The organism is Rhodopirellula bahusiensis (assembly GCF_002727185.1).
Classification (GTDB): Bacteria; Planctomycetota; Planctomycetia; order Pirellulales; family Pirellulaceae; genus Rhodopirellula; species Rhodopirellula bahusiensis.
The window spans coordinates 43,024-66,571 of sequence record NZ_NIZW01000011.1 but is presented as its reverse complement, the minus strand read 5'-3'; the positions used below and the strand labels follow the sequence as shown (position 1 = coordinate 66,571).

Annotated in this window: 17 protein-coding genes; 8 read left to right on the top strand and 9 right to left on the bottom strand. The window is 53.9% G+C overall.

The window, feature by feature from the left end; all coding sequences use genetic code 11:
• Positions 1–445: 445 nt before the first annotated feature.
• The 3 genes from CEE69_RS32040 to CEE69_RS15325 form a co-directional block, all read right to left on the bottom strand.
• Positions 446–832, bottom strand: coding sequence for a hypothetical protein (locus tag CEE69_RS32040; protein ID WP_143549256.1), 387 nt, complete (start codon positions 830–832; stop codon positions 446–448).
• Positions 833–1,075: 243 nt separating this feature from the next.
• Entirely contained in the window at positions 1,076–2,011 is a 936-nt protein-coding gene (locus tag CEE69_RS15340; RefSeq protein WP_099261509.1) for a phage NrS-1 polymerase family protein, read from the bottom strand.
• Positions 2,012–3,199: 1,188 nt separating this feature from the next.
• Entirely contained in the window at positions 3,200–3,847 is a 648-nt protein-coding gene (locus CEE69_RS15325) for a hypothetical protein (protein WP_143549255.1), read from the bottom strand.
• A 910-nt stretch (positions 3,848–4,757) separates the two neighbouring features.
• Here CEE69_RS15325 and CEE69_RS15320 point away from each other — a divergent pair.
• Entirely contained in the window at positions 4,758–5,630 is an 873-nt protein-coding gene (locus tag CEE69_RS15320) for a hypothetical protein (RefSeq protein WP_099261505.1), read from the top strand.
• Between the two features lie 408 nt (positions 5,631–6,038).
• On the opposite strand, the gene CEE69_RS15310 is transcribed toward CEE69_RS15320, so the two are convergent.
• Positions 6,039–6,272, bottom strand: a complete 234-nt coding sequence (locus CEE69_RS15310) for a type II toxin-antitoxin system Phd/YefM family antitoxin (protein WP_099261503.1) — start codon at positions 6,270–6,272, stop codon at positions 6,039–6,041.
• Positions 6,273–6,383: 111 nt separating this feature from the next.
• Positions 6,384–7,094 carry an ion transporter gene (locus CEE69_RS15305; protein WP_099261502.1) on the bottom strand — a complete coding sequence of 237 codons (711 nt, stop codon included), beginning with the start codon at positions 7,092–7,094 and terminating at the stop codon, positions 6,384–6,386.
• A gap of 467 nt (positions 7,095–7,561) precedes the next feature.
• On the opposite strand from CEE69_RS15305, the gene CEE69_RS15300 reads away from it, so the two are divergent.
• A complete protein-coding gene (locus tag CEE69_RS15300; protein ID WP_099261501.1) occupies positions 7,562–11,719 on the top strand; it encodes a DUF3857 domain-containing protein in 4,158 nt (1,385 codons plus the stop codon).
• 451 nt (positions 11,720–12,170) lie between these two features.
• Here the strand turns inward: CEE69_RS15300 and CEE69_RS15290 are convergent, their stop codons facing one another.
• Positions 12,171–12,869, bottom strand: coding sequence for a tellurite resistance TerB family protein (locus tag CEE69_RS15290; protein WP_099261499.1), 699 nt, complete (start codon positions 12,867–12,869; stop codon positions 12,171–12,173).
• Between the two features lie 3 nt (positions 12,870–12,872).
• Between CEE69_RS15290 and CEE69_RS15285 the strand changes: the two genes are divergently transcribed.
• A complete protein-coding gene (locus CEE69_RS15285) occupies positions 12,873–13,115 on the top strand; it encodes a hypothetical protein (protein WP_099261498.1) in 243 nt (80 codons plus the stop codon).
• Positions 13,116–13,126: 11 nt separating this feature from the next.
• Here CEE69_RS15285 and CEE69_RS15280 read toward each other — a convergent pair whose 3' ends face one another.
• The 3 genes from CEE69_RS15280 to CEE69_RS15270 are packed head-to-tail and all read right to left on the bottom strand — an operon-like array spanning position 13,127 to position 18,050.
• Positions 13,127–14,224 (bottom strand): molybdopterin-dependent oxidoreductase, encoded by a 1,098-nt coding sequence (locus CEE69_RS15280; protein ID WP_099261497.1) that lies wholly within the window; start codon positions 14,222–14,224, stop codon positions 13,127–13,129.
• A complete protein-coding gene (locus CEE69_RS15275; protein ID WP_099261496.1) occupies positions 14,221–17,604 on the bottom strand; it encodes a M56 family metallopeptidase in 3,384 nt (1,127 codons plus the stop codon). Before CEE69_RS15275 ends, CEE69_RS15280 begins: the two co-directional genes overlap by 4 nt.
• 2 nt (positions 17,605–17,606) lie before the next feature.
• Positions 17,607–18,050 (bottom strand): BlaI/MecI/CopY family transcriptional regulator, encoded by a 444-nt coding sequence (locus CEE69_RS15270; protein ID WP_099261495.1) that lies wholly within the window; start codon positions 18,048–18,050, stop codon positions 17,607–17,609.
• Positions 18,051–18,233: 183 nt separating this feature from the next.
• Here CEE69_RS15270 and CEE69_RS15265 point away from each other — a divergent pair, with 183 nt between their 5' ends.
• The 5 genes from CEE69_RS15265 to CEE69_RS15245 all read left to right on the top strand — a co-directional run bounded on the left by CEE69_RS15265 (position 18,234) and on the right by CEE69_RS15245 (position 23,513).
• A complete protein-coding gene (locus CEE69_RS15265; RefSeq protein WP_099261494.1) occupies positions 18,234–20,741 on the top strand; it encodes a carboxypeptidase-like regulatory domain-containing protein in 2,508 nt (835 codons plus the stop codon).
• Positions 20,742–20,815: 74 nt separating this feature from the next.
• Positions 20,816–21,127, top strand: coding sequence for a cupin domain-containing protein (locus CEE69_RS15260; protein ID WP_099261639.1), 312 nt, complete (start codon positions 20,816–20,818; stop codon positions 21,125–21,127).
• Between the two features lie 212 nt (positions 21,128–21,339).
• Positions 21,340–21,624 carry a hypothetical protein gene (locus tag CEE69_RS15255; protein ID WP_233215278.1) on the top strand — a complete coding sequence of 95 codons (285 nt, stop codon included), beginning with the start codon at positions 21,340–21,342 and terminating at the stop codon, positions 21,622–21,624.
• 428 nt (positions 21,625–22,052) lie between these two features.
• Entirely contained in the window at positions 22,053–23,234 is a 1,182-nt protein-coding gene (locus CEE69_RS15250; protein WP_099261492.1) for a DUF1559 domain-containing protein, read from the top strand.
• A 96-nt stretch (positions 23,235–23,330) separates the two neighbouring features.
• The gene (locus tag CEE69_RS15245) at positions 23,331–23,513 is read left to right on the top strand and encodes a hypothetical protein (RefSeq protein WP_099261491.1); all 183 of its coding nucleotides are present in this window, start codon (positions 23,331–23,333) and stop codon (positions 23,511–23,513) included.
• Positions 23,514–23,548: the final 35 nt, after the last annotated feature.

The window sequence follows — 23,548 nt, the reverse complement described above, 5'->3', positions numbered from 1 at the left end:
GGTAGATAGCTTCGTAGTCCGTGGGCTTTTGGAGATTGACCTCCACCATCACGGGTGATTGCCCGGCCCAGGATGCAAACCACTTGTTGATTTCGGGAGTGTAGTTCGTGAGAAGTCGAACCTCGTCAAACTTCTGCAGGTTAAGCAGGGTCTTCGTCGGCCCAAGATCACCGGACTCCGATGGTCCAGAACGGATTGCCTCCAGGATCTTCTTCGAACGGGATGCAGACGAAGCGGCGGCTAATGCCCGTAGGTCGCTATGCCCAATCCACTGAACCAAAACCCGCTTTTTCGCCATCCGCACCACTCCCGTTGTGAAACCACAAAGAGAGTTGTACCTTGTTTTTTTGTCCGCCTCAATCAGGGGGAGGGATAGTACGCGAACCGGTTATTCAACTCGAATTGTCTGTTCGCCTTTTCCTCCGAGGCATTCCGTGAAAACGGCTCATTTGGTTTCCAGCTCTTTCCACCGATGGGGTGGAATATCCCTTCCTTCGTGGTACAGAATCCCGGTGAATGAAAAAGCACGTTCATAGAAGCGATTACGTTTCGACATCCGGCCTCGATCAGAAATGTAGTCTCTTACTTTTCTACGTGAGCTACGACCGATAAATGACGATGCTTGTTGGCACCACTGGGACTGCCATTTCATCACTGCAGTGAAAAACGCTTGACTGGGTTCATCGGCGACGATCGTGCAAATGGGATTCAGGTAGATGAGGCTTGTTGGATATTCACCGAGGAAGGCTGCTGCCCTCTCCACTACAGGCGATGCTAAGTTCTCCGGATCAGGCTTGTAGCCCTTGTGGACTGTGAAATTTGGGTGAGTCATGGTGCTTGTGTCTTCCTATGCTGAGGGTCAGGTTGCTTGATTGCCAATTCCAGAACACGGCAAACGTATTTCGTCCACGTCAATCCAGATTGAAGTGCCTGGATTTTTGCTTGCTTGAATAGTTCTTCCGGCACTTCGATGTGGAGGTATTTCGTTTTGGTCGGTGCACTGGCCTGCCTGCCTGAGTTGGTTGTCATCTTGGACTCGCATTCGTTGAGTGAGTTCTTGGTCTTGGGTGGCACTTCATTGGCTACGGGCGTGAACAGGCCATCGGTAGAACACATTCCCTTGGGCGAGAATCGCTTTCCGGATGGTCTCCATTCCGTACGTTGCTCCTGAACTGTAGTGCTTCTCATCCCACTTGGACCGAAAGAGCCCACTCTGACGGAACAAGCGGTCAACCTGCTGATGACAGGGACCACACCAAAACGCCAGGAGCCGACAGAGGCTGAGGTCTGCTTCGCTTTGGTTGCCCTCGTTCGCTTGGGCTTCTCCATTCCAAAGCCCCCGGAACTTCGATCCGTTTCGGGCCGACAAAGCCTTGTTCACTACCTGCTCGTCCCGGGCCACCATGGATTTTGATTCAGGAAATTCATCGGCAGTGCTGGGAACAGGATCAGGAAAGTATCGCTGGTGAATCCATCTGAGTGCATCGGTTGCATCGCTCGTCTCCGAATGGACGCCCGCAATATCGCCAGTGATCGTGAAGAATCGGGACGAACGGTAGACCTCCAAACCAGGATTGGACCTCCGCCGACTTGGGATCAGGGCATCCGAAGTTACGATTGCTTTCAGGCCTGTTTCAGAAGGTGAGACCTCCGCGTAGGAACCAAGCCGGTCGACGACTTCCTGGCCCCATGGATAGAGGTGTCCCGTTACAGGATTCCGGCAATCGTCTAGATCCACTCCGACGAAAGGATCGTCTTCGGTGAATACGAATCCAATTCCGTGACAGTGCAGGGGATTTTCGATGGCTGATTCCACGGCCTGATCCAGACTGGTCCAGGTGTTCCCATCGGTCACCTTCGCGAAGCGTCCTGTTCGAGGGTTCAACGGCACCTTTCGTCTTCGATCTCGCCCATTGTTTTTGTCCGAGTAGTATTTCCAACAAACCCATTGGTCGTACTCCCGCATGGAGTCAGGAATGTTGTCCACTTGAAAATGATGCTTGATGTTCATTGTTCTCTCTTTAGTTTTGGTAGTTGTAGTTGTCATGTTGGTTCTGTGATCTACTTCTAAATCCCTGTGAATTACTGATTGTTTTTGACTGAAAATGTTCTGAATCTGAAAATGCTTTTGGTTCTTGCTTCATCTCTTCTGACTTTTCTTTTTCTAATTTCGCTTCTGCTTTGGGGGTGAGTCGAAACTCGCACACGCATGGTGGCACCAAGTCTTTTTTTCCAACGGCGTTGGATCGGCACCGGTCTCCGATGTTTTTATTACTATTGTTTGGTTTCCTTCTCTTGTTTGGGTTCATTCCAACAAAAACCCCCTCCAGTCGTTGGGACTGAAAGGGGTTTGCGTTCTACTAAGCGAGCTTTTCGGAATGAACTGGCATTCAGTCTGGGTTCACGAAATTGAAACTTCGGATGTCGCTATCCGTGAGGGTTCGACCAGGGTTGGATGCACCAATGGCAAGCATTTCCAGAACGTGCCGCACCCGTGACTTTGATCTACGCACCATGTCCAGGACCACTTGTTCATTCTCGAGATTGATTTCCCATTCCCGACAACGTTCATGTATCCAGGCTTGAAGATTGACCTCGTTTGGCAATACCGTCCCTATTCGTCTGCTAAATCTTCGATTCATCTCTGGAGGCCAATGAACAATTGGCTGCCGCCGTCCCTTTACCTTTTTGGGTTTCAGGGAGACTGCCGTTCCAATCCAAGATGCGGGGCTCTGATCGCAAGCATTTTTGATCTCATTAAACGCCTCACGTCGAACCAACGCATCGATCTCATCGAGGTACACGATCGTCTTGGGGTCTTCAATGCTACTGTCCCTACTCAGCTGTCGGAGTTCACCAGGCGTGACCGTGTCACAGTCGATCATGTGAACACAGCATGCCGCGTCGTGAATCGCAACAAAGATTCCACTTAGGCTTGCCATTCTCCCACTTGAGTTCCGACAGGTGTCGCATTGTCCGCATGGATCGAGGTCATCAATCCGATGCTTACAAAGCATCGACCTCAAACCAAGTTGGCACATTCGCGTCTTGGCCGTACCATTGGGTCCGGAAATCACAGTATTCATTGGGCCTCTCTGAATCATGTTTCTCCAATGATCTTTTATTTCGTGGTTTCCCACAATTTCAGACCATTTGGTTGGAAACCATTTCCCGATGGCTCCTGGGGCTAGTCGAGCACTCATTCTGAACCTCCTTTCACGCTGCAATCATCAGAGTCACATTCATTCGTTCGGGTTGGCTCGATCCGAATATTGCCATCAGTGCCGTCAGTCGGTGGCAAGTCTCTTCCCTGTCGGGAGTTAGAAGCTGACGGCAGTGTTTCTGATCCGTCAGTTGCCTCCAGCTGAAAAGTCGCAAGCTTTTTCGTGATGCAGTAGCTCCCGTCTTCTCGATGAGTCACGCTCACTTCGATTCCGTATCCTCGGAGCGATGGGGTTAGCTGCCTTAGGCGTCGTCCGAATACATTCACAAAGTACGTAATCTGGGCACCGAAACCATTGCTGCGATTGCTATGAAGCTCCCTCAGCTTGGATAGCAAGTCTTCGGTTCTGCCGCTGTACTCGCCAAAAGTACTGGTGAACTCGTGGAGAGCCTGAATAATTGGATCACTGTCTCGGTCAGTTTGCTCGGCTTGGGAGAGCCGACGACCGCCGATCCTACACTCCTCCCGAAGCATCGCTTCCGCAAATCCCAGTTCTTGCCTGCTCGGCATTCGCCCCTCCGCTTCATGGAAGAGAACTATCATCAGATCCTTGACCCGCTCTGAGTTGGCGGGCCAGTCCTGCTGAAAACCGTCGCTTTGGATGTTGACGGTTGGTTCGTTCACGGAGTTCACGAAGAACTCGTGACCTTGGCTCTGCATGTCTCTGACGACACAGTAAGCTAGTTCATTCTCGCTCGTACCCATTCTAAATTCCTTGTTGCGTCAGCTCACCTGTAGAGATCGCCAAGCAACCACGCGGCTACTTGAAAAACGATTTGTTTGAAGCTGACGTAATTAGCCGGACAATTCAGAACGGCGGTCATTCTTCGAGTTATTTGCTTACACGACCGTTTGACTAACTGCGTGCAACGCGTGATTTCTGGGGCAATTCCACGCAAAGAATTTCCAGGAAGAAAAGTGGATCTCTATTCAGAAGCTCGCTAGACTGAATATTCACCAAATCGCGAGGTTCACTGGCACCCCAAGAGCACCTGGGTACACCCGTCAATTGTGTACCCACTTTGGGCTTCGCAAGCCGGAGTGAAGGTCAGGTGACTGCTTCGAAAACCAAGTAATTCACTAGTCACCAGCCGATCAGAAGGCCGTTCGAAGAACGTCGTAGCACTACGAAACCGAAGGTTACTGGTTCGAATCCAGTGGGGTGTACTTCCCAAAAGCCGTGTTCAGCCAACCGCTGACACGGCTTTTTTTGCGCGACCACGGAACCAACTTTGCAACCTCAAAGTCTTTCCGAACCAAGTTCCCATCGCAGTGCTCCCCACGGACTGGCGATTAACGACCGCAAGGAAGAAGATCGCTATTCCGAGTGCATTGATCTCTCGAAGATTGTTGAGGAAGAATACAACCTAAATATCTCTCGCTAGGTCAGCACCGCCGAACTCGAGGTTCAAATCGAACTCGCCGACGTCCATCGCAATCTCGTCGCAATTGAGGACGAAATCCAGGAAGCAAAGAAGGAACACAACGGCTATCTGAAGCAGCTAGGACTTCCGCCACTGCCGTAATATCAAACATGGGAAAAGCACAGAGCAATCCGGCGAAGTTCGCCTCCGGGATTTGGTTTGACAAACGGCTGGAGTCCTATCAGACGTTCTTCCGAGACGACTTTGGGCACAAAGCCGACTCGATTGCCACGGCGAATACGCGGATCACCCAGCCCGTCCTACAGCTCGTCTATGACTGGAGAGCGACATCTTACGCAGCCGCGTTGCCGAGTTTGCTTCCCGGTGCGGTTTCAGATTCGCTGGATGGATACATTCGCGGCGGTTACGATCCGGAAAGAACATCCCAGAGGATCGACATGCTGGTCGTCGCATTGGCTGATCGCGTTCCCGCTGTCGCGAGAGGCAAAAAGTTGCGACTAAGATTGCAGAAAGAACTGACAGACATCGCCCGCAAACTGCGTGAGAACGACGAATCGCTACCGCCGGTACTTAGCACCGAAGCCGTGTGGGAAAATTATTTGACCCTCCATCCTTTCGTCATGGGCTTGCATCGCACCATGGAGCTCAGCTTCGTTGCCATTTACGTCGCGTTCGAGAATTTCGTCACCTCGATGATTTCGGCCGCGTTGAATGGTCAGCCGGTGACGGTGCGAGATCAGAAAGAGTTCAAGAGGCAGTTTCGCCAAGCCTTCGGTGAACCAACAATCCAAAGGTGCTGGTTTGCCCGGCAAATCACAGACGCAAGAGAAATTCGCAACTCGATTTCGCACGCAGGCGGCCGCGTAACCACAAAACTAGAGAACTACGAGGGTTCAGTGCTCATCAAAGGGAATCGGCTTCAGATATTCCCCGGCGACTTGAAAGACCTCTACGAAACACTTCGAGACGCCGCCGTTCAGCTGATGACATCGGAATGCTGGGAAACCTCAGCCAACGAATAGTCCCGCCGCTTTTTGCAACGCTCAGGTTTGCGTTCAGAGCAAAGCCTACCGCCAAACCGCTTCAAACATCAGCGTTTGGTCGCTCTGAAACGGCAGGAATACCGCCGGGCTTTCGAGCCCGGTTCAGGCTGTCCGCAAGCGGGTAGCCAACTTCTTTCGAGGGGTGAAAGTCGATCGGTAGGCCACCGCTCCGATCGTTCGTTCCGGTCGTCGCCCCATTCGGGATTTTGTTCTCAACGTGCTTTCGCACTTCTACTCGATCCTGCTTCTCGCCGGGTTGTACATCGCTTTCGAGATTCGTTTGACCTCCGGTAGTTTCATCCGCTACACGCGTCTCCGATACGTTCCCGCTCACTGGAACCAAAACAACGCATGAGTGTCAAGCAAGACTCTCACTGAATGACGCCTCTATTGCATGTAGGGAGCAAAGTCATCTAGGTGTGTGTCATCCTCACTGATGATCGAGATCATGCCTTTGCCTAGCCCAGGTTTACGAAACTCGGCTGGCTTCTTTTGCTCGGAGACCAATTTAGCGACCGGTTTGTCGTCATCGGTAATCACCAACTCCGCACCCGGAGCCAGACCTGCGATCAGGTCTTTCAGATGCCATTGGGCGTCGTCGATCGAAATCTCGTCTGCCATCTGGTTCTCCCTTGTTGAGCGTCCATCCATTGTAACCGAGAACAACCCGCATCAAGAAGATCGACTTTCAACGATTGCGATGATGATGTCCCGGGTGGCTTGGTCCGAGACTCATCGACCGACTGATTCGTCAGCTTCTCTGGCCTGGGACAGTGCGGATGCGATGAGTCCCGCGGGAATCGACACGACGCCCAGTCCAACGATCAAAACGACAAACGTGAAAATTCGACCGCCGACGGTCACGGGATAGACATCGCCGTATCCCACCGTGGTGAGAGTCGCGACGGCCCACCAAAGCGAATGAAAGACAGATGCGAAGGCGTCCGGCTGAGCGGCGTTTTCAAAGTGATAGATACCGACGGCCGCGAGGTACAACACAATCACGGCGACAGTTCCAAATAGCACGAGCTCTTCCCAAGCGATCAACAACGCTCGGTGAAACCTCCGTACCGCCGCGTTGTATCTCGCGAGCTTGAAAATTCGAAAGAGCCGAAGCAAACGAAACGCACGCATCGATCGAAGGTCGAAACCCAACGCCAGGTAGAACGGCAAAATCGCCAGTAGGTCGATCACACCAAAGAAGCTCGTCACGAACCCAATCTTTCGATCCGCCACGAACAACCGCAGGAGATATTCCGCGGTGAAAAGGATCACCGTCGCTGCCTCAACGAACCACAACAGTCTGCGAGTTTCGTCAGACAATCCAGGCAGCGTCTCGATCGAAAAGTCGACCAGTGAGACAACGATCAACGCCTGCATGGTCAAGTCAAAGACGAGGCCCGCCTTTGTATCCGTGGCCTCAACGATTTGTTTCAGATTCAAAACCCAGCTTCCTTCCTCGCACTCGTGACAGCTTTCCCCGCATGATATCTCGAAATGCCGCTGTCGTCGTTCGAGTCGATCACGAGTCCAGCAACCTATTAGCGGAGTGGCGCGAGCCGTCCGGTGGGTGATGCATCGGATGGCTCACGACATTCCGCTACGACGACGTTCCTTCATCGCGATAACTGAGTTGTCTTGATCGTGGGCCCTTGATCCTGGACTTGGTTGCTGCGAACTGGATTGTCGCCGCTACCAAGCCGATTCGCTGTCGAAGATGTCAGCAATCACGCACCGGTTCGCTTGATCCGAAATCGTCCGCGACTGATACAAACGGTACAGAGAATTCAATCAACCCGCGTGCTTCGATTCCGTCCACCACTACCCGTGAAGAATCCGCCCCCCGTCTGCGGCCATGGATTAGACTCTTGGCATTTTCATGCCATCTCGCTCCGTGGAATTCATCGCTCATGCAACCGCCGCATTCATTTCTCGCTCTTGTTTGGCTTGCTTCCTTCTCGGTTACCGCAAGTTGGAATGGCATCGCGAACGCGGACGAAACGGAAGTGGAGCTGCCCTGGGCGGGCGACATCTTCGAGGCATCTGCTGAAACGATCTTGGCGGCGGCGGAAAAGCTTCCTCGTTCGGACGACGACGTCAACGAGTACTTGGCATGGGACGAGCGGATCCGAATTTCTGCCGACCACCGGGTGACGAAAACAACACGACGGGTCTATCGCATCTTGTCGCGAGATGACGTGGACATGCGTGCCAGCCTGAGTGTCGCCTGGACTCCGTGGTTGGAGGAAAAACCCACGATGCGGGCACGAGTGATCACGCGTGATGGAGTCGTCCACGACCTGGATCCCGCGACGATCACGGAATCCTCCGGCTCCAATGTGCAAAACCAGGTCTACACAGACACCCGTGTTTTGACGGCCCCGCTTCCCGCTGTTTCGATTGGAGCTGTCATTGAGACGGAAGTGATCACGGCCGAACACACTTCGTTCTGCCCGATCGGAATCGTAGGTCACGCCGTCTGGGAACGTTTCTCCCGATGCCACAGCATGTACAACGAAGTCCGAGTCGATTCGTCCATCGCTCTTCAGTTGCACTGTGTTGGCAAATCGACACCCGTGGACATCCGGCAGGACGGTGACGAAAAAGTTTGGAGCCTCAAGCAGACAGATCCCAAACCAATCGAGGCTCTTTGGGACTACATGCCCTCGGATCAATCGGCGATCTCCTACGTCACCTATTGCACCGGCGAATCATGGTCCGACATCGCCGAGTACTACCACGAGATGGTGAACCAGCAAATTGCCGGTGAAGTGCTCGGCGTTTTGCCGGACGAAGTGAAGCGTTCCTGGCAGCAGGAAAACGCCCCAAGCGATCGTCTCAAGCTGGTCGAAGCCGCCTGCACAAAAATTTTGCAATCCATCCGGTACACCGGAATTGAGTTTGGCGTCGCCGCGATCCAACCGGCTCGTCCCATCGACACCATGCGAAGACGTTACGGAGACTGCAAGGACCAAGCGTGCTTGATGGTGGCCGTGTTGCGAGAGCTGGACATGGAAGCGTATGTCGCGCTGCTCAACACCCAAACAGCCACCGACTTGGTTGCGGAAGCTCCGGGTCTGAACGCGTTTGATCACGCGATGGTCTATATCCCCACGCAAGAGGGCTTGAACGAAACCTGGATCGACATGACCGCGTCATTCACCACGTTCGGAGAGCTACCAGTCAGCGATCAAGGCAGATTGGCGTTGGTTGCCTCACCATCGACAAAAGATCTGAAGCGAATCTCCCAAACCAAATCGCGTGACAACTTTCGGCGTCACAAGACCGTCTACCAGTTGGCGACCGACGGCCCGGCCACTGCCACAGTCACAACGTCTTCCCAAGGAAGTTTCGCAAGCTATTGGAGATCGGCATACGCCAGCCAACCATCAAACCAACTCAGACGTTCGTTGGAAGATCAGTATCGCGACGTCTACGGCGATGCCAATGTGGAGCAGTTCCAATACGACGATCCGACCAACATCAGTTCGCCTGATTTCAAAGTCCAATACAACCTCACGTCAGAAAACCTGACGACAAACGAAGCGGGGATATTGACCGTTGAATTGCAACCAGGAGGGGCGTTTGGATACCTTCCCTACGAGTTTGTTGGCCCTGAATACGCAGCACTACTAGCTGATCCCGAGGACATTGAGCGTAGCTTGCCGTTCGAGATCAGTCGGTATGTTTTCCGGACCGAGGTCGAACTACATCCACCTGTTGGATTCGATGTCGTCTCCTTGCCCAAACCAAAGACGATTCACGTTGGCGACCTTAAAGTCGAACTGACATGCAAAGAGCAAACGGATGGCACGATCCACTTCCAAATTGAACTGGACACGGGCGGTGGGAACTTGAGTCAGGATCAAATGGTCGAGTTTCGGGATGAGTTCCTTTCGCTGAGTGGGAATGTCAATCCAGACGAATGGTCCATTCCGATTGAATTCGCCTATGAACCGACTCGAACCTTCGAAGAAGGCGATGAGGTTGCTGGCATTCGAGCAATGATTCAAATCGCCAAGGACAATCCGAAGGATTTGTTCAATCGTGGCGAACTATCCAACACGCTGCTCTTGGTCGGGTTGGTGCGTGAATCGCAAGCCGTTGCCAAACAGATGGTCGCCGACGCTCCGGAGTCGACGATCGCGCACTGGCAATTGGCGTGGTCCAACATGCACAACTTACAAGGCCAAAGCTTGAGGCGTGGCGTTGATCACGCATTGGTCATAGCCAATTTGCAACGCCTTATCGAACTGGATCCCGACAACCTGGACGCGAAATACAACCTAGCGGTTGCACTGGAACATGACGACCAGTTCAACCGCCACACGAACCAGGAAGCACTCGAGAAATCCGCTACCCTCTACAAAAAACTGCTCGAAGAAGTTCCATTCGAACAAGCAGTGGTCAATTATGCTCTCGTCTTAATGAATCTTGGCGAGACTCGATCAATTCGAAATCTCACGCGAAGTTACCCAACCATGTTCGAGCCATGGATCTTTTTGGCGGTCGCCGAGATCCTGGACAACGGTTTAGCCGCGGGCAACCGTGTCATCGCGCAAGCGTCACAACGTTTCGACAAGAACATGCTTCAAGAAAACATCGTTGCACAATTGCGGTCCCTGCGTCGCTATGACCTTCTGCGTGAATTTGTGAACGCCCATCCGGGCATTTCCAATGCATCGTCGTTCATTGCGAACTTGAAACCGTACGAAGACGTGAAGCTCGATTCATCGGACCCATCGTCCGCTTTGCAAAGCATGTTGGCGAAATTCATGACGGTCGGTGCTGACATGGATCAACTTCGAAAGTCCTACATCGACACGGACGACCAACGATTGATCGCGGCTGACGTCAGAGGCTTGCCCGTATTCCTGCAGAATGTCCGCACTGGCATCATCGAAAACTTTGGACGAACCGATCTCTGCGAAGACATTCTCAGCATGTATGAGTTCTCCGCCGAGGGAGACGATGTCGGTGGCTACCTGGTTTCCGCAACCGTCATCGATGGTATCGCCGAATCGGTACCATCCATCGGCCGCATGGTGGTTCGCGACGGAGAACATTACCGAATTCACCACTCAGGCAGATCCTGGAACAACTATGGGGTCAAAGCTCTCGAGCTGATTGATAGTGGACACCCTGAAGAAGCCAAACGTTGGATCGATCCCGTCTACGAATTCGAACGAAACCAAGTCAGCTTTTTCGATCCCTTTGCCGGCAGTCCGTTTGGACAGAGTTGGTTTGCGTCCTCTGCATCGGATACTCAGGACCTCCGGCTCGCCGCCCTGCTCCTAGCTTCGCGAAATTCGGATGACACGGGTATTGACGAAGAACTCGTCGCCGTGCGAGATCAATATCGACCTGCGTTGCAATTGCAAATCGATCGCGCCCGCATCACCTGCTTGAACCAACAGAAACGCTTCGAAGAATCCCTGTCGCTTGCGGAAACACTACTCGAGCGATACCCAAACAAGACAGCGTTACTGGCCGCACGGTTTGAAGCGGAACTTGCCTTGGGGTATCACGACAAGGCTGAGTCGACACTCAAACGAATCAGCTCTGTGGACGTCCGTAACAGCATCTCGCCCCGCCATAGATTCCTAACGAAGACGCAGGGTCACCGCAAGGCAATGGAATACATTCGAGAACGCTTCGAGGAACATCCAGAGATGTTTCTGTTGCGAGACAAATTGTGTTGGCGCAGCCTATTCACCGGCGAATCATCTCAGTTTCTCGAACAAGCCCGGCAATCGGTCGCCGAGTCCCTCACGATGCGTCACGTTTCGGCAAACGGCCACACTTTGGCCTGCATCTACGCGGACAATGGCCAATTGACAAAAGCGTTTGAGGAACTTACTGAGGCAGTGAACGCGAGGAACGGCATCCATGAATCGTACGATCAATTGGTGCTCGGTCGAATCGCACAGCAATGCGGCTTGCCCGAAGCGGCCGCGAAATATTATCAACAGGTCGAGCAACCATTGTTTGGAGAAGTCCCCAACGCCAGCTGCTTCGACCTCGCAGCGAAGTGGATGCAATCGCTCGATTCAACAGACGAGCAGTGACCCAGACGCTTCTCGCGTTCATAACAAACGCCCTTTGCTCTGACTGATATGATCGGCGTCAAACTGCACTTCGTCTATACTGCATCCAGACCACGAACAATCGATGTGGCGAACATGCAGAGTGTTTGTCACTGGAGAACTGTTCGTTGCGAGCCTGACCTTGAAACGCGATAGACGCGAACCAATCAAACATGTCACGGAGCAAATTGATCGACCAGCAAACGCAACCGTCTATCTTCAACAACAATCAGTACAACGGAAGTCCTTTGCAACGACGAACTCTTTGAAGCCAAAGGACATCTACTCAACCCCTGTGTAGTAGGTGATCAGTCCAGTCAAAAACCAGAACAAACCGGCGACTGCGATTGCCACCATACCGAGCCAAACATAGCTGAGAAGGAAATGTGTCAGCGAAGTGCTAACAAGGTCGATGAGATAGAACGGCCCAACCTCAGTTGATTGGAGAGATCACTCCCAGGGCCCCTGCAACCCGTTGCAACATCTCTCGTTCTTCCTTCGCGACCCTGCCGTCTGCCATGGCGATTTCCGACAAGAATTCCATGACCTTGGCCTTGCTTTCTTGATCCAAGACATCGCGGAGCATTCCGGCCAAGTCGTCGGCAGAAGGCAAATCTTTCCCATGCTGCAGAATCATGCGAAGACGAGCCTCGTCAAACCCTTCAAACACTTCATCACCGGATTTCTCAGCCGCCAACACCTCGGCTTCATCCACTTCACCGTCCGCCAGAATCATGGAAGCGGCCAATGCCACTCCCACCGCTTGGATATCGATCAGATTGGGCGTGCCCGGAAGTCCCAACTGAGTGAGTTTCTTTTCAACGGCCTTTGGGTTTGCACCGACAAAAACAGCACGAATCAGATTGTAGAGAATCAGAAAAGGGTTGATGATCAAAGACTTTGGGCTGAACCATCCCAACAGCATCGACATACCCGCCTCACCAAAGATCTTCTGACGAACACATGGTACGCAGCCGATGAATGACTTCGAGCCAAACATCATGACGATCAGGAAACCGCGGACATAAGGAGCGGATGCGACCGCTTCCAGCGTTCGCTCCTGGCAATAGGGACATGGATACTGTGAAACAGCAGTGGAATTCTCATTCGCAATCGTTGCGTCAAAACTCATTCTTTGATCCCATTCCTCGAGGTTGTTTCCTTAACGGCACATTTTGAGCATCATAGCGATGCCAATCAGCCGCTGCAAATATTCTTCGGAAAGAGCGTTCGCTTCTCACACGGCGATGGCGAGTGCTCATCAAGCCAAGTGCTGGATAAAGAATCTTTTGCGGCGGCAACCTTGGGACAGATTGCCCTTGTTGCCAATCACAGGCTAGAAGCCTATGCCACATTCTTCAGGCATCTAGAACATTGAACTCGGGCGGTCTAGAACTCAATTGCGTTTCGAACAAACGACTTTTGTTCGTCGACCAAAGCGTCCAAGGATGCGAGATCGACCTGAGTGGATCGATCGATGATGGCACGCAAGCTGTCTGTTTCGTTTGCGTCGGGTTGGAAGAAAGTGGCACCGAAGAGCGATGCACCGCGAATATCGCAGCCTCGCAGGTCAGCCCCGGACAAGTCTGCTCCTTCGAGATCGGCGCCGGTGAAGTTGGCAGCCTGCAGGTCAGCTCGTTGCAATTTGGAGTTGGATAGATTGGCGCCGCGAAAGTTGGCTCGCTGCAAATTGCAGGACCGGAAATCGGCGTCTCGAAGCAGGGCATCGGACGCTTGCAAATCCGCCAAGTCCCGATGCGACGCATTGATTCCCCGAAGGTCTTGGTCGCGAAAATCGCGTGATTCGATCACTCGCATAGCGGTTTGCTTGGTCAGGGTCGGTGCCATGTAGCGTTCCTCACGCCACGGGTCCGCACCGTTGTGGTAGCCGGCCTCGGATTCCCAGTACCCCAGACGCTCTTCTTTCATGAACTTGATCCGGCGGATCCACTTCACGCTTTTGTAAAAGTACTTGCCAGGAACCACCATCCGCATTGGACCGCCATTCTCGGTCGCGAGCGGTTTCCCCTCGGCCTGCAAAGCGATGATCGGATCGAGTTCCCGCACTTCGCTGAGCGGTAGCGAGGTCGAATGATTGCGTTCACTCCGCGCGACAAACGAAACGAAGTTCGCTTCGTCGGTCCAGATCGGGGTCTCCGAATCGTGCAGCAAATCTCGCAGACGAACGCCGGTGAACGACATCGCCGGTTTCGACCAACGCGTCACGCAGTGAACATCGATTTGCCGAGTCACCTGCGGCATCGCTCGAATCTCGTCGAGCGAAAACGTTGGCGAACTCGCGACGCAGCCACAAATCTCCAGCGACCAAGGCGAATCGATGTCGCCTGGGTGTCGTTCACCAACGATGGGCCAACGATCACCACGAACAAGTTGCTGATTGGGAGGAATTGGGCTGTCAGTCATGCAAGAATCGTACACGCACAAACGGTTTCGAGCGAGAACGATGAAATCACTTGATTGGATCAATCCCGGTACAAAACGTGATTTCTCATGATCCAAAGCAAGTCCCGACCTCGATCGAATCGTTCAATGAACTTTCCGTCTCCATCGTACAAAAACTCCCCTCCGTTAATATCGACTCCATATCGAGAGAAGATCTTTGCGTCGCTATCGTCAACGGCAATCGGGATATCAAGCGACGCAGCCCATTCATCTCGGATTTCAGGAACTGAAACTCTGCTTCCTACGACCCCAACGACTTGAACCCCTCGGTCACCATAAAACTGGTGCACCAGATTCGCTTCTTGGAAACTGTGTTTCGATCGTCCGAACACAATCAGGCGAAAGTCCGCTTCTCCCGAAACAACATCGACCGGATCGCCGTTCAACCAATTCGTTGCCCTCAGTGGCTGGATCGTTCCCGGCGCCTGCTGATACCGGGCCAGTTCATTGAGTTCGGCTTCCAAGGCGGAAGGGATCTTCAGCTCAACAACTTCCCAGGGTGCCGTAGAAACATCATATGTGCGACTGGATTTCTGCAATCGTTCACTGAAGCTTGATCTCGCTTTCCCGTTTGCGTTCAGAGAGTAGCGAGCTCCTTCCATCAAACCATCGAAACGCACGGTACCGCGTCCATCCGTGAGTCTGGTTCGAATGATTGTCGACAAGGTCGATCCTCTGTTCGGGCGCGATGACAATGCCATTTTCAAAGATGCCGGAACATCCGGAAGAGCGTTGCCGGCCGAATCGATGAAGATGCCCCTCAAGCTTCCTTCCGGTGCCAGAATCATGTCTAGCGTTTTTGCTTCGTTTGGCAAACTCATCACACGAGACAACTTTTTGGTCGGATGGATCGCATACACCACCTGAGCCATTCGCGAACCACGAACGACAGCAAATTTCCCGTCGGTATCAGTCAGGATGGGCTTTTGCCGAAACCCCTGAAGGACGATGGCATTCGCAACGGGTTCGCCTGACTCAAGTAGCACTCGCCCCTGAATCGGAGCAGACTGGGTCGCGGTGAACGTCTTCAGTTGAACCGTTTGGTTGGCCGCAACATGGATTTCCCGCCGGTCGTCCTTCGGGATCTTCCATTGACCCTGAGAATCTTCGATTTGCACGGAGTACGCGCCTTCCGCAACCTCACCATCGTAGTAGCCCTCCTCATTGGTACGTAGGAGGTGATGTTGTCGCCGATTGGCAACAAAGCGAACCGAAATATTTTCAACACCTTCGCCCGACTCTGTATCAACCACCCGGCCTCGAACCGTTCCGGTGCGGTGAAGCGAGAACTCCATTGTTGGCTTGCTCGTCTGGTAAGCATACCAGGACCGGCTGACAAGCGTTGGGTGTTTGATCGTGATGATCGAGCTAGCATCACGAAGTCGCGTCTCGATGACCCCGGATTCAGGTACGTCACAGACGACCATGGAAATCCCACCTGGCTCCTGGACCAAGACTTCAACTCTGGCCTCATCGATCTTTCCAGAGTCTGTTGGACTTGTGACGACAAATTTGACCGGATCTCCCTTCTCGATCACGGCGGTCAAAGGTGTTTCCGAAAGAGGAGTTTCCCAAATCGGCGTTTTGGCAAATTCGGGATGCACCAGCTCAACGTCATAAACGCTGGCTTGCGAAATGGAAGGGATCTCCATACGGCCGTTTGCGTCTGATGTTGGCACTGGCAATCCAAGTTGAACCCAAGCGTCACGGTGCAGATACACAACCGTCGAGTCTTCGCCCTTCGAATGCAGTTCGGTGAGGATTGCCCCGGCGACCGGTTCCCCCTCCTCGTCCACCACATCGACGACACCGAGTGAAGCTGGCTGCAATTCGAATTCCAGGTCAACACGAGCAGCCTCCAGGGGTGGCGAGGCTGGACTGCGACGAATGTGTCTCGATTGAATCGCACAGCCGCTCGAGTATGCAGAAAGGAAAAGCGATCTCAGGCCAGGACTGGTTAAAGGAATGTCTGTGAATTCAAAACGACCTTCCCTGTCCGTCGTGTCCACCGCACTCGCCACTTCACGCTGCTCCTTCAGTTGGTAAAAGGCAACCACCTTCGCTCTCTCAATTGGCCGGCCGAACTCATCTTTGACGAATCCCGAAAAGGCCGAAGTTTGCAACGGCTCTTCCACATCCTCGGTCGGCTGGGTCGCGACCGATGCCTTGGCGGGAGATTCGCTGGAGCCCGTGACTTGAGCCTCAACCGCCACGAACGGGATCGCCAATTGGCTACCCATCGCCACTACCAAAAGAACGCCAATCGCGACGCACGAACGAGCTCTCCAAGTCATTGCTGTTGCCCGGATTCGATTCGCGTTCAGCAGCGATTGGATTCGTTGTTCGAGCTTCCATCGCGAGGTGAACAAGCCAACCGCTCCGAACGGAACCATTGACGGACTTTGACGCTGGGTGATTTGCAACAGAGTCCGGCAATAGCTCGGCGCATCGCAATTCACGAGCACATGGTTGTCGCAAATCTCTTCACGAGCTTCTGCGAGACATCGGTTCAAACGATGAACCAACGGGTTCCACCAATGGATCGCCGATGCGAGGTGCTGAAGAAGCACGATCCACTGGTCACGGCGTTTCACATGAGCCAGTTCATGAATCAGAACTTGGCTCAAATCCGATGGCGAATCGTCCTGAACCATCTCACGAGGTAATACGACGACCGACTGGATCAATCGAGCGGCGATGGGAATCTTGACTTGATCAGAAACCACCAAACGAACGGAATCGGGTCGGATCCCAATCCGTTCGCAGGCTTCGACGAAACTTTCACGCACGCGAGGGCTGGAGACAGGAGTGGATTCTCTCAGGATTTGACGCAATCGAACCAAGCCGACAAACACACGAATCAACACGAAGAGCGTGCCAAGCAACGAAACCGCGACCAGTGACGGAAACACCGACCGCGCCGCACGCATGATCCGATCTTTAAGTGGGTTTGCTTGGACTGCAGACTCAGCAGACGTTCCGGTCGTCATCGCGGGCTGGATCGCCAGTGAAGTCGCTGGCAGATTGCTTTGCAACGTTTGCGCACTTTCCTCCCACGAAACCTCGTCGCTAGGCAGCCACTCTGCGTGACGCTCCATCGAATCAGGCACTTCCGTTTCGGCCGGCGTATCCAACCGCAACGGCAAAAGCATGTTGGTTTCGCCGCCCACCATCGTGTCGCGTTCGCTGACCAACAGCCCCGACAACGGGTTGCGAGAAGCGACTTGAGGCGTTCGCAACAGAGCGATCCAGGCTGGGCTGGCAAGGATCACCACCAATGCGGAAAGAAGCAAACCGTGCCGAGCGGTTGCAAACCGATGCATCAATCGATTGACGGTCAAAGCCGCAATAGAAACGAGACTGGCGAATAGCACGCAACTGAGACCATAAGATGGAAGGTTCATCTTCACCGACCTCGCTTTTGGGTGGAGTTTGACTTGGTCTTCTTCGGAGCACTCTCCTTCGCTTTTCCTGCTGCTTCGTCAATCATCGCCGTGATTCGCGTCGCCTCTTCCTCCGTGAGCCCGCGGTATTCGATCAACGCCGTCACCATGTCCTCCGGTGACCCCGCGAAGAATCGGTCCACCATTTGAGCGACCTTGACGCCCAAAGATCGCGTTTGGGGTTGAGCGGCGGAGTAAACAAACGTCCTTCCGCATTCCCGATGCTTTGCCCAACCCTTGGCCTCCAAACGCACGATTGTTGTTTGGACTGTGTTGCGTGCGACGTGACGCCCGAGACCAGCAAGGTACTCTCGCACTTCACTGACGGTGGCTTCGCCGTGCTTCCAGAATATTTCCATGACCTCCCGCTGGGATTCAGTCAGCGGCGGCGGTGTGGACTTCGTCATTCGTTTCTCCTGGACCGAGGTTCTGCAGAACTTTTCTTCGACGACACCCTGTAGGCATTGTGCCGACAAGCCGTAGGCAATGCAAGCCGTTTTTATCCAGAAGGTCACAGCGTGCTATCTTGGGGGGGAATCAACTCGTCACGGGATTGTCGACGGACGTTCAGACTCAACGAGGAATTTGAAATGACCTCATGGACACTCGCTGCGAAACGCTGGTCGTTCGCCGCTTTTCTGATGCTGGCCGTGGTCAGTTTGGATTCCGTCGGAGCAGACGAAAACGCGAACCAGCCCGGAACCGAAGTGCAGGCGTTCGAACTGCAAGTCGTCGACTTGGATGGCAATGTCGTCCCCAACGCCAGCATTGAAATCCGGTGCCGCCCCAGAATGGCAGCCACCGACATCGTCGTGGGTGCGTTTGAAAAGAAGGGCACTTACGGCGTCATGGTCAACGCGGATTCCAATGGGGTTCTGCGTCTGCAGAAGAAGCAGTTCCCAAAGAACATTTCCTTTTCGATCGTGACGGAGGGTTTCGCTCCATATTGGCTTGCGTTGGATCAAAACAAAAATGCCATGCCCGATTCGGCGACCGCCAAAATTGAGCCTGCTTGGGCGGTGGGTGGAGTGGTGCTCGACCCGGGAGGTCGCCCCATCGAGAACGCGGAAGTGCATCCGAGTCTGCCATTTCGCATGTCACCAACAGCGACGAGATCGTTGCATGTTGGCACCTCAATAAAAACAGACGCGAACGGGCGTTGGCGGTATGGACATGTTCCCATCTCCAAACGTGACGTGACGGTCGCGATCAATCATCCCCAATTCGGCCCATTGAGAACCAATCTCTCTCGCAGTGAGTTTGAATCGACTGCGGAACAACCATCCTCGGGCAGCGTCACCTTGACGCAAGGGTTGACATTGGCCGGCTTTGTTCGCGATCCGGAAGGCAACCCGATTGAAGATGCGACGGTCCGAACCAAGTTCCTCAATGAGCTCCGCGAGGCGAAGACGGACGAGTTCGGTCGATATCAGCTAACCGGATGTGAGCAGATGCACTGCCGCGTCGTCGTGTTTGCCAAAGAACGTGCCTTGGATATGAAAGAGGTGCATGTCCGTCCGGGAATGGAACCGGTCGACTTTGTCTTGCCTCCGGGTGGGCGTGTCAAAGTCCGCGTCGTGGATGCCGATGGAAACGGGTTGCCGAAAACCAGGATCTTCCTGCAACGTTGGCGCGGCCGAGTCGGCTACTTTGAGTTCGACCACGTCGATTGCTACACCGACGAAAACGGCGTCTGGGAGTGGAACGAAGCTCCGCTCGATGTGTTCGAAGCGGACATCTGCCCGCCTGGCGGCATGCAGTTGGCCCGACAACCGATCGTTGCCGGTGATGCGGAACACCTGTTTCAACCTCCGCCGCTGTTGGTGATCACCGGCAAAGTGCGTGACGCAGAATCGGGGGAACCCATCACCGGATTTCGCGTGACTCCTGGGCATCGCAATGACAACCCCAGCATTGGATTCGACTGGTACAAGCGCGAGGCTTACACATCCAACTCGGCTGACTACCAAGTGGAATTCAATCGATCGGGCAGTGGCTACGTCGTTCGCATCGAAGCGGATGGATACCGCGTGGCTCAATCACGCGATTTCCAGTTTGACGAAGGCGACGTGACGTTTGACTTTCAAATGGAACCGGCTGAGAGCATCACCGGACAGATTGTTGACGCTAACGGTCAGCCCGCGGCTCATGCCGGCCTGGCAATTTCCAACCATGGAGCACAAATCTCGATCCAAGATGGAATGTTTCGAGATTCTTCCACTTACGCCACCCGATTGGCAGCCGATATCGATGGCCGATTCAGCCTGCCCGTTCGAGATGATCCCTTTCACGTGGTTGTGATTCACGATCAAGGCCACGCGTTCCTGTATTCGGAATCAATCCAAGCAGACGCCCCCATTGAGTTGCAGCCTTGGTCATCCCTGGAAGGCACCTATCGGATCGGTGCAAAGCCAGCGGCCAACACGAGGCTGACGATTTTCGGTGGGGAGTTTCGGTCGGATCACCGGAACACGGGTCGAGTTCACGCGAGTGCGACCACGGTGACGGATGGACAGGGCCGGTATCGCCACCACCGCCTGTTCGACGGGCGCGGGTCCATCAGTCGCGAAATCATCATGATGGTGGACGACGGAGCCGAGGAAATCACCTCGACTCCACGCGTGCCATTCATCATTGGGGCCGGAGAGAACTTGGAACTGGATTTGGGTGGTTCCGGTCGTTCAGCGATCGGCCAGTTGCAGGCTCCGCTAAACTATCCTGAACCGATAATTTGGAGCCTCGCGACGGTCCATGTCAACGTGCGTCTGACGCCACCGACTCCGCTTGTCGACCGCGCGAAGTTGCAGCAGAAACCGGGACAGTGGGAAGCTTGGTTGAAGACGCCACCCGGGCTGGAGTACCTCGCCAGCGCGGAAGCGTACAACCGAGAAAGATCGAGCGCGACTCGGTTTTTCGCAACGGTCGGCGCAGACGGCCTGTTCCGGATCGACGACATTCCTGCGGGCGAGTATGAACTGAGAGCGGATCTCGGACAGGGGCAAAACGGCTCCATCCACGGCCACAAATTGTCGATTCCTTCGTCGGGTGAATCAGAGTCCAGGGAGCTGGTTGATTTAGGAATCATTCAACTCGAGTGAGCACCGCAGTCGCAACTCGCACACGATCGACCAAGCTCCCTTCCATTCCTATCACGCTTCATCGTTCCGCTGCCATGAACTTGTTCGACGACGTTCCAAGCGACCTGCCATCGGAACTGGTCGACGTCTTGGCCGAGGGACAATCGGTTCGCATTGAACGGATAGTTTCCACCGGTCACAAAACGGAACCTGGGACCTGGTACGACCAAGAGCAAACCGAGTGGGTGGTCGTCCTTCGGGGCGAAGCCAAACTCAGCTTTGACGATGGTGAAATCACCACCATGAAAACGGGCGATCACATTCTCATTCCCGCACACCGTCGCCACCGAGTTGAGTGGACCACTCCGAACGAGCCCACACTCTGGCTGGCCGTCTTCTTTGACTAGAGAGCTTTTATCGATCGCGTATGCCGGTTCCCACCGCACGCATCCGAATCGGCCGGTAGGAACCAGCCCCACATCCCACATCATTCTTCAAATTGTTCTCAGCAAGTTGAAAACGGTGGCATACACCAAAACCGCTCATTAGGTTGTACGCAAACATTCGCGGTCGGGAGCAAGCATTGACGAAACGAGAGATCGATCAGAAGAAGGCGATCATGATCGTCATCGAACACCTGGGTGATATTCCAGCCGGCACAAAGTGTTCCGCCGTGCTGTTTGACGCCGAGAGAATCCGCCGCGAAAAGGAATTCCACGCGAGGCTGTACAGCGAGAACGGTGTCCATGACCGAGAGGTGCTCGAAGCGATGGTGGCCGCCAACGTGCCGGACGAGCCCTACTGGTTGGTCTCACTCAAGACCAGCGATGGAGCATTGGGAGACGTCACCCAACTCCACCGAGTCGACGACCGAACTGGAAAAGTCATCCCCGAACCAGCGTGACAAGTCAAAGCATCGCTTCAATTATAAGAATCGCTGCCCACCAAGGTGACTGTCGCCCTCAAGGGTCATTTTCGGGTCAGAAAACAGCGAATTCGAACGCGATTATCCGCGAAGAATAGTTGTCAGCTCACCAGCGGCTGAGTTTTGCCGCAGCAGCAACCAGGTCTATACACTGCGAGCGACCGCAGCAGCGGGCGGACCGCAATTTGCGTCAAGCGGACGAAGAATCGCGACGCGGGTGACTGCTGAGACATATTGGCGTCCGATCATCCTTTAAAAGCCCGCCGAGAGCGATAACACCGCACAAAAGGGTGCACACTGAGCGTTTCTAGGTCTAGTATTGCCTTACGCGGCTCCCCCCGTCCGGCAAATCCGTCGAACGTTTTCAACGCGCAATCTTTCTTGTTCATACAGTTTAGGTAAACACTATGAAACGCTTGTCCACCAAGCGAAACGGATTCACTTTAGTCGAACTCCTAGTCGTGATCGCGATCATTGGCGTCCTGGTCGGGTTGCTGTTGCCTGCCGTCCAGGCAGCGCGTGAGGCCGCACGTCGCATGTCGTGCAGCAACAACTTTAAACAAATGGGGTTGGCTATGCACAACTACCATTCGGCATACAACCAGTTGCCGATCCAAGGCACCGGAACTTACCTTCCAACGACGAACGCAAACAGCGATACATTTCCCGGTCACAACCAGCGCAAGCTAAGCGTCCTGGTTGGAATGCTGCCTTTCATTGAGCAGCAAGGATTGTGGGAGATGATTAGCAACCCACACGTGCCCGATCCGGCCAATCCGACTCAGGTCTGGCAAGCGATGGGGCCTGGCCCTTGGGTTGCAGGTTACGATCCTTGGGTCACGAACATCCCTTCCTACCGATGCCCAAGCGATCCGGGCCAGGGTTTGCCGGCTCTTGGACGAACAAATTACGGCGTCAACATTGGCGATGCGATCAAATGGACCGAGTGGGGCGTCTGGCGTTTGACAGGTGGCTCCTGGAACCAAGGCCACATCAATGAAGTTTCCGGTAGTTGCCGTGGCTTTTTCGTTCAGCGAACGAACAGCAAGTTCCGCGACATCCTTGACGGTCTCTCAAACACGATCGCCGCTGGCGAGTTGCTGTCGGACTTGGGCGACCGAGATGCACGAACATTGATCAATGTCAGCAATGGCTGGTTCCCATCCGGTGTTCGCGGTTCGGCGAATGCCTGCGACAATGACATCGACCCAGCCCGTCCGCAGTTCTGGGCCACTGGAATCTCGACCGAGAACAATGGCACTCGTTCTCGCGGAGCACGTTGGGCCAGCAGCGATGTGCCGTTCACCTGCATCAATACTATGCGAGGTCCAAACACGCCGTTGTGCTTCGGCGGTGGCTTCGACTCAACCGGTCAAGCTTCTCCAAGCAGTCGTCATCAAGGTGGAGCTCACGTCTTGATGGGCGACGGTGCGGTTCGATTCATCACCGATTCAATTGACGCCGGTAACGCGAACAGCAGTTCGGTCTTCACTGGCAACACAGATCATCCAGCTGGATCAGCCAGCCCCTACGGGTTGTTTGGCGCACTCGGCAGCCGTTCGGCGAAGGAAACGATCGGGGAGTTTTAATCCTCGAACAGGACACCCAATATTTGCACCTAATTGTTGGTGCATTGACTCAACTCAGACTTCCATTGACGACTTCCTCTTTCTCAACAAGAAGACATGAAACTGAATTTGATTCGATTCGCAACACTCACCCTGACCGCATGTTGCTTGACCTTCACCGGATGCGGCTCGGACGAACCTTCGGTTGTGACCGGACATGAAGAGATGTCCGCAGAAGACATCGCAGCCGAAAACACCACAGCCGATCCAACTGCAGAGGTCAACGGCGAAGCGTACTGAATCGCTGGATAGCCAATTCACGACAAATTGAAACG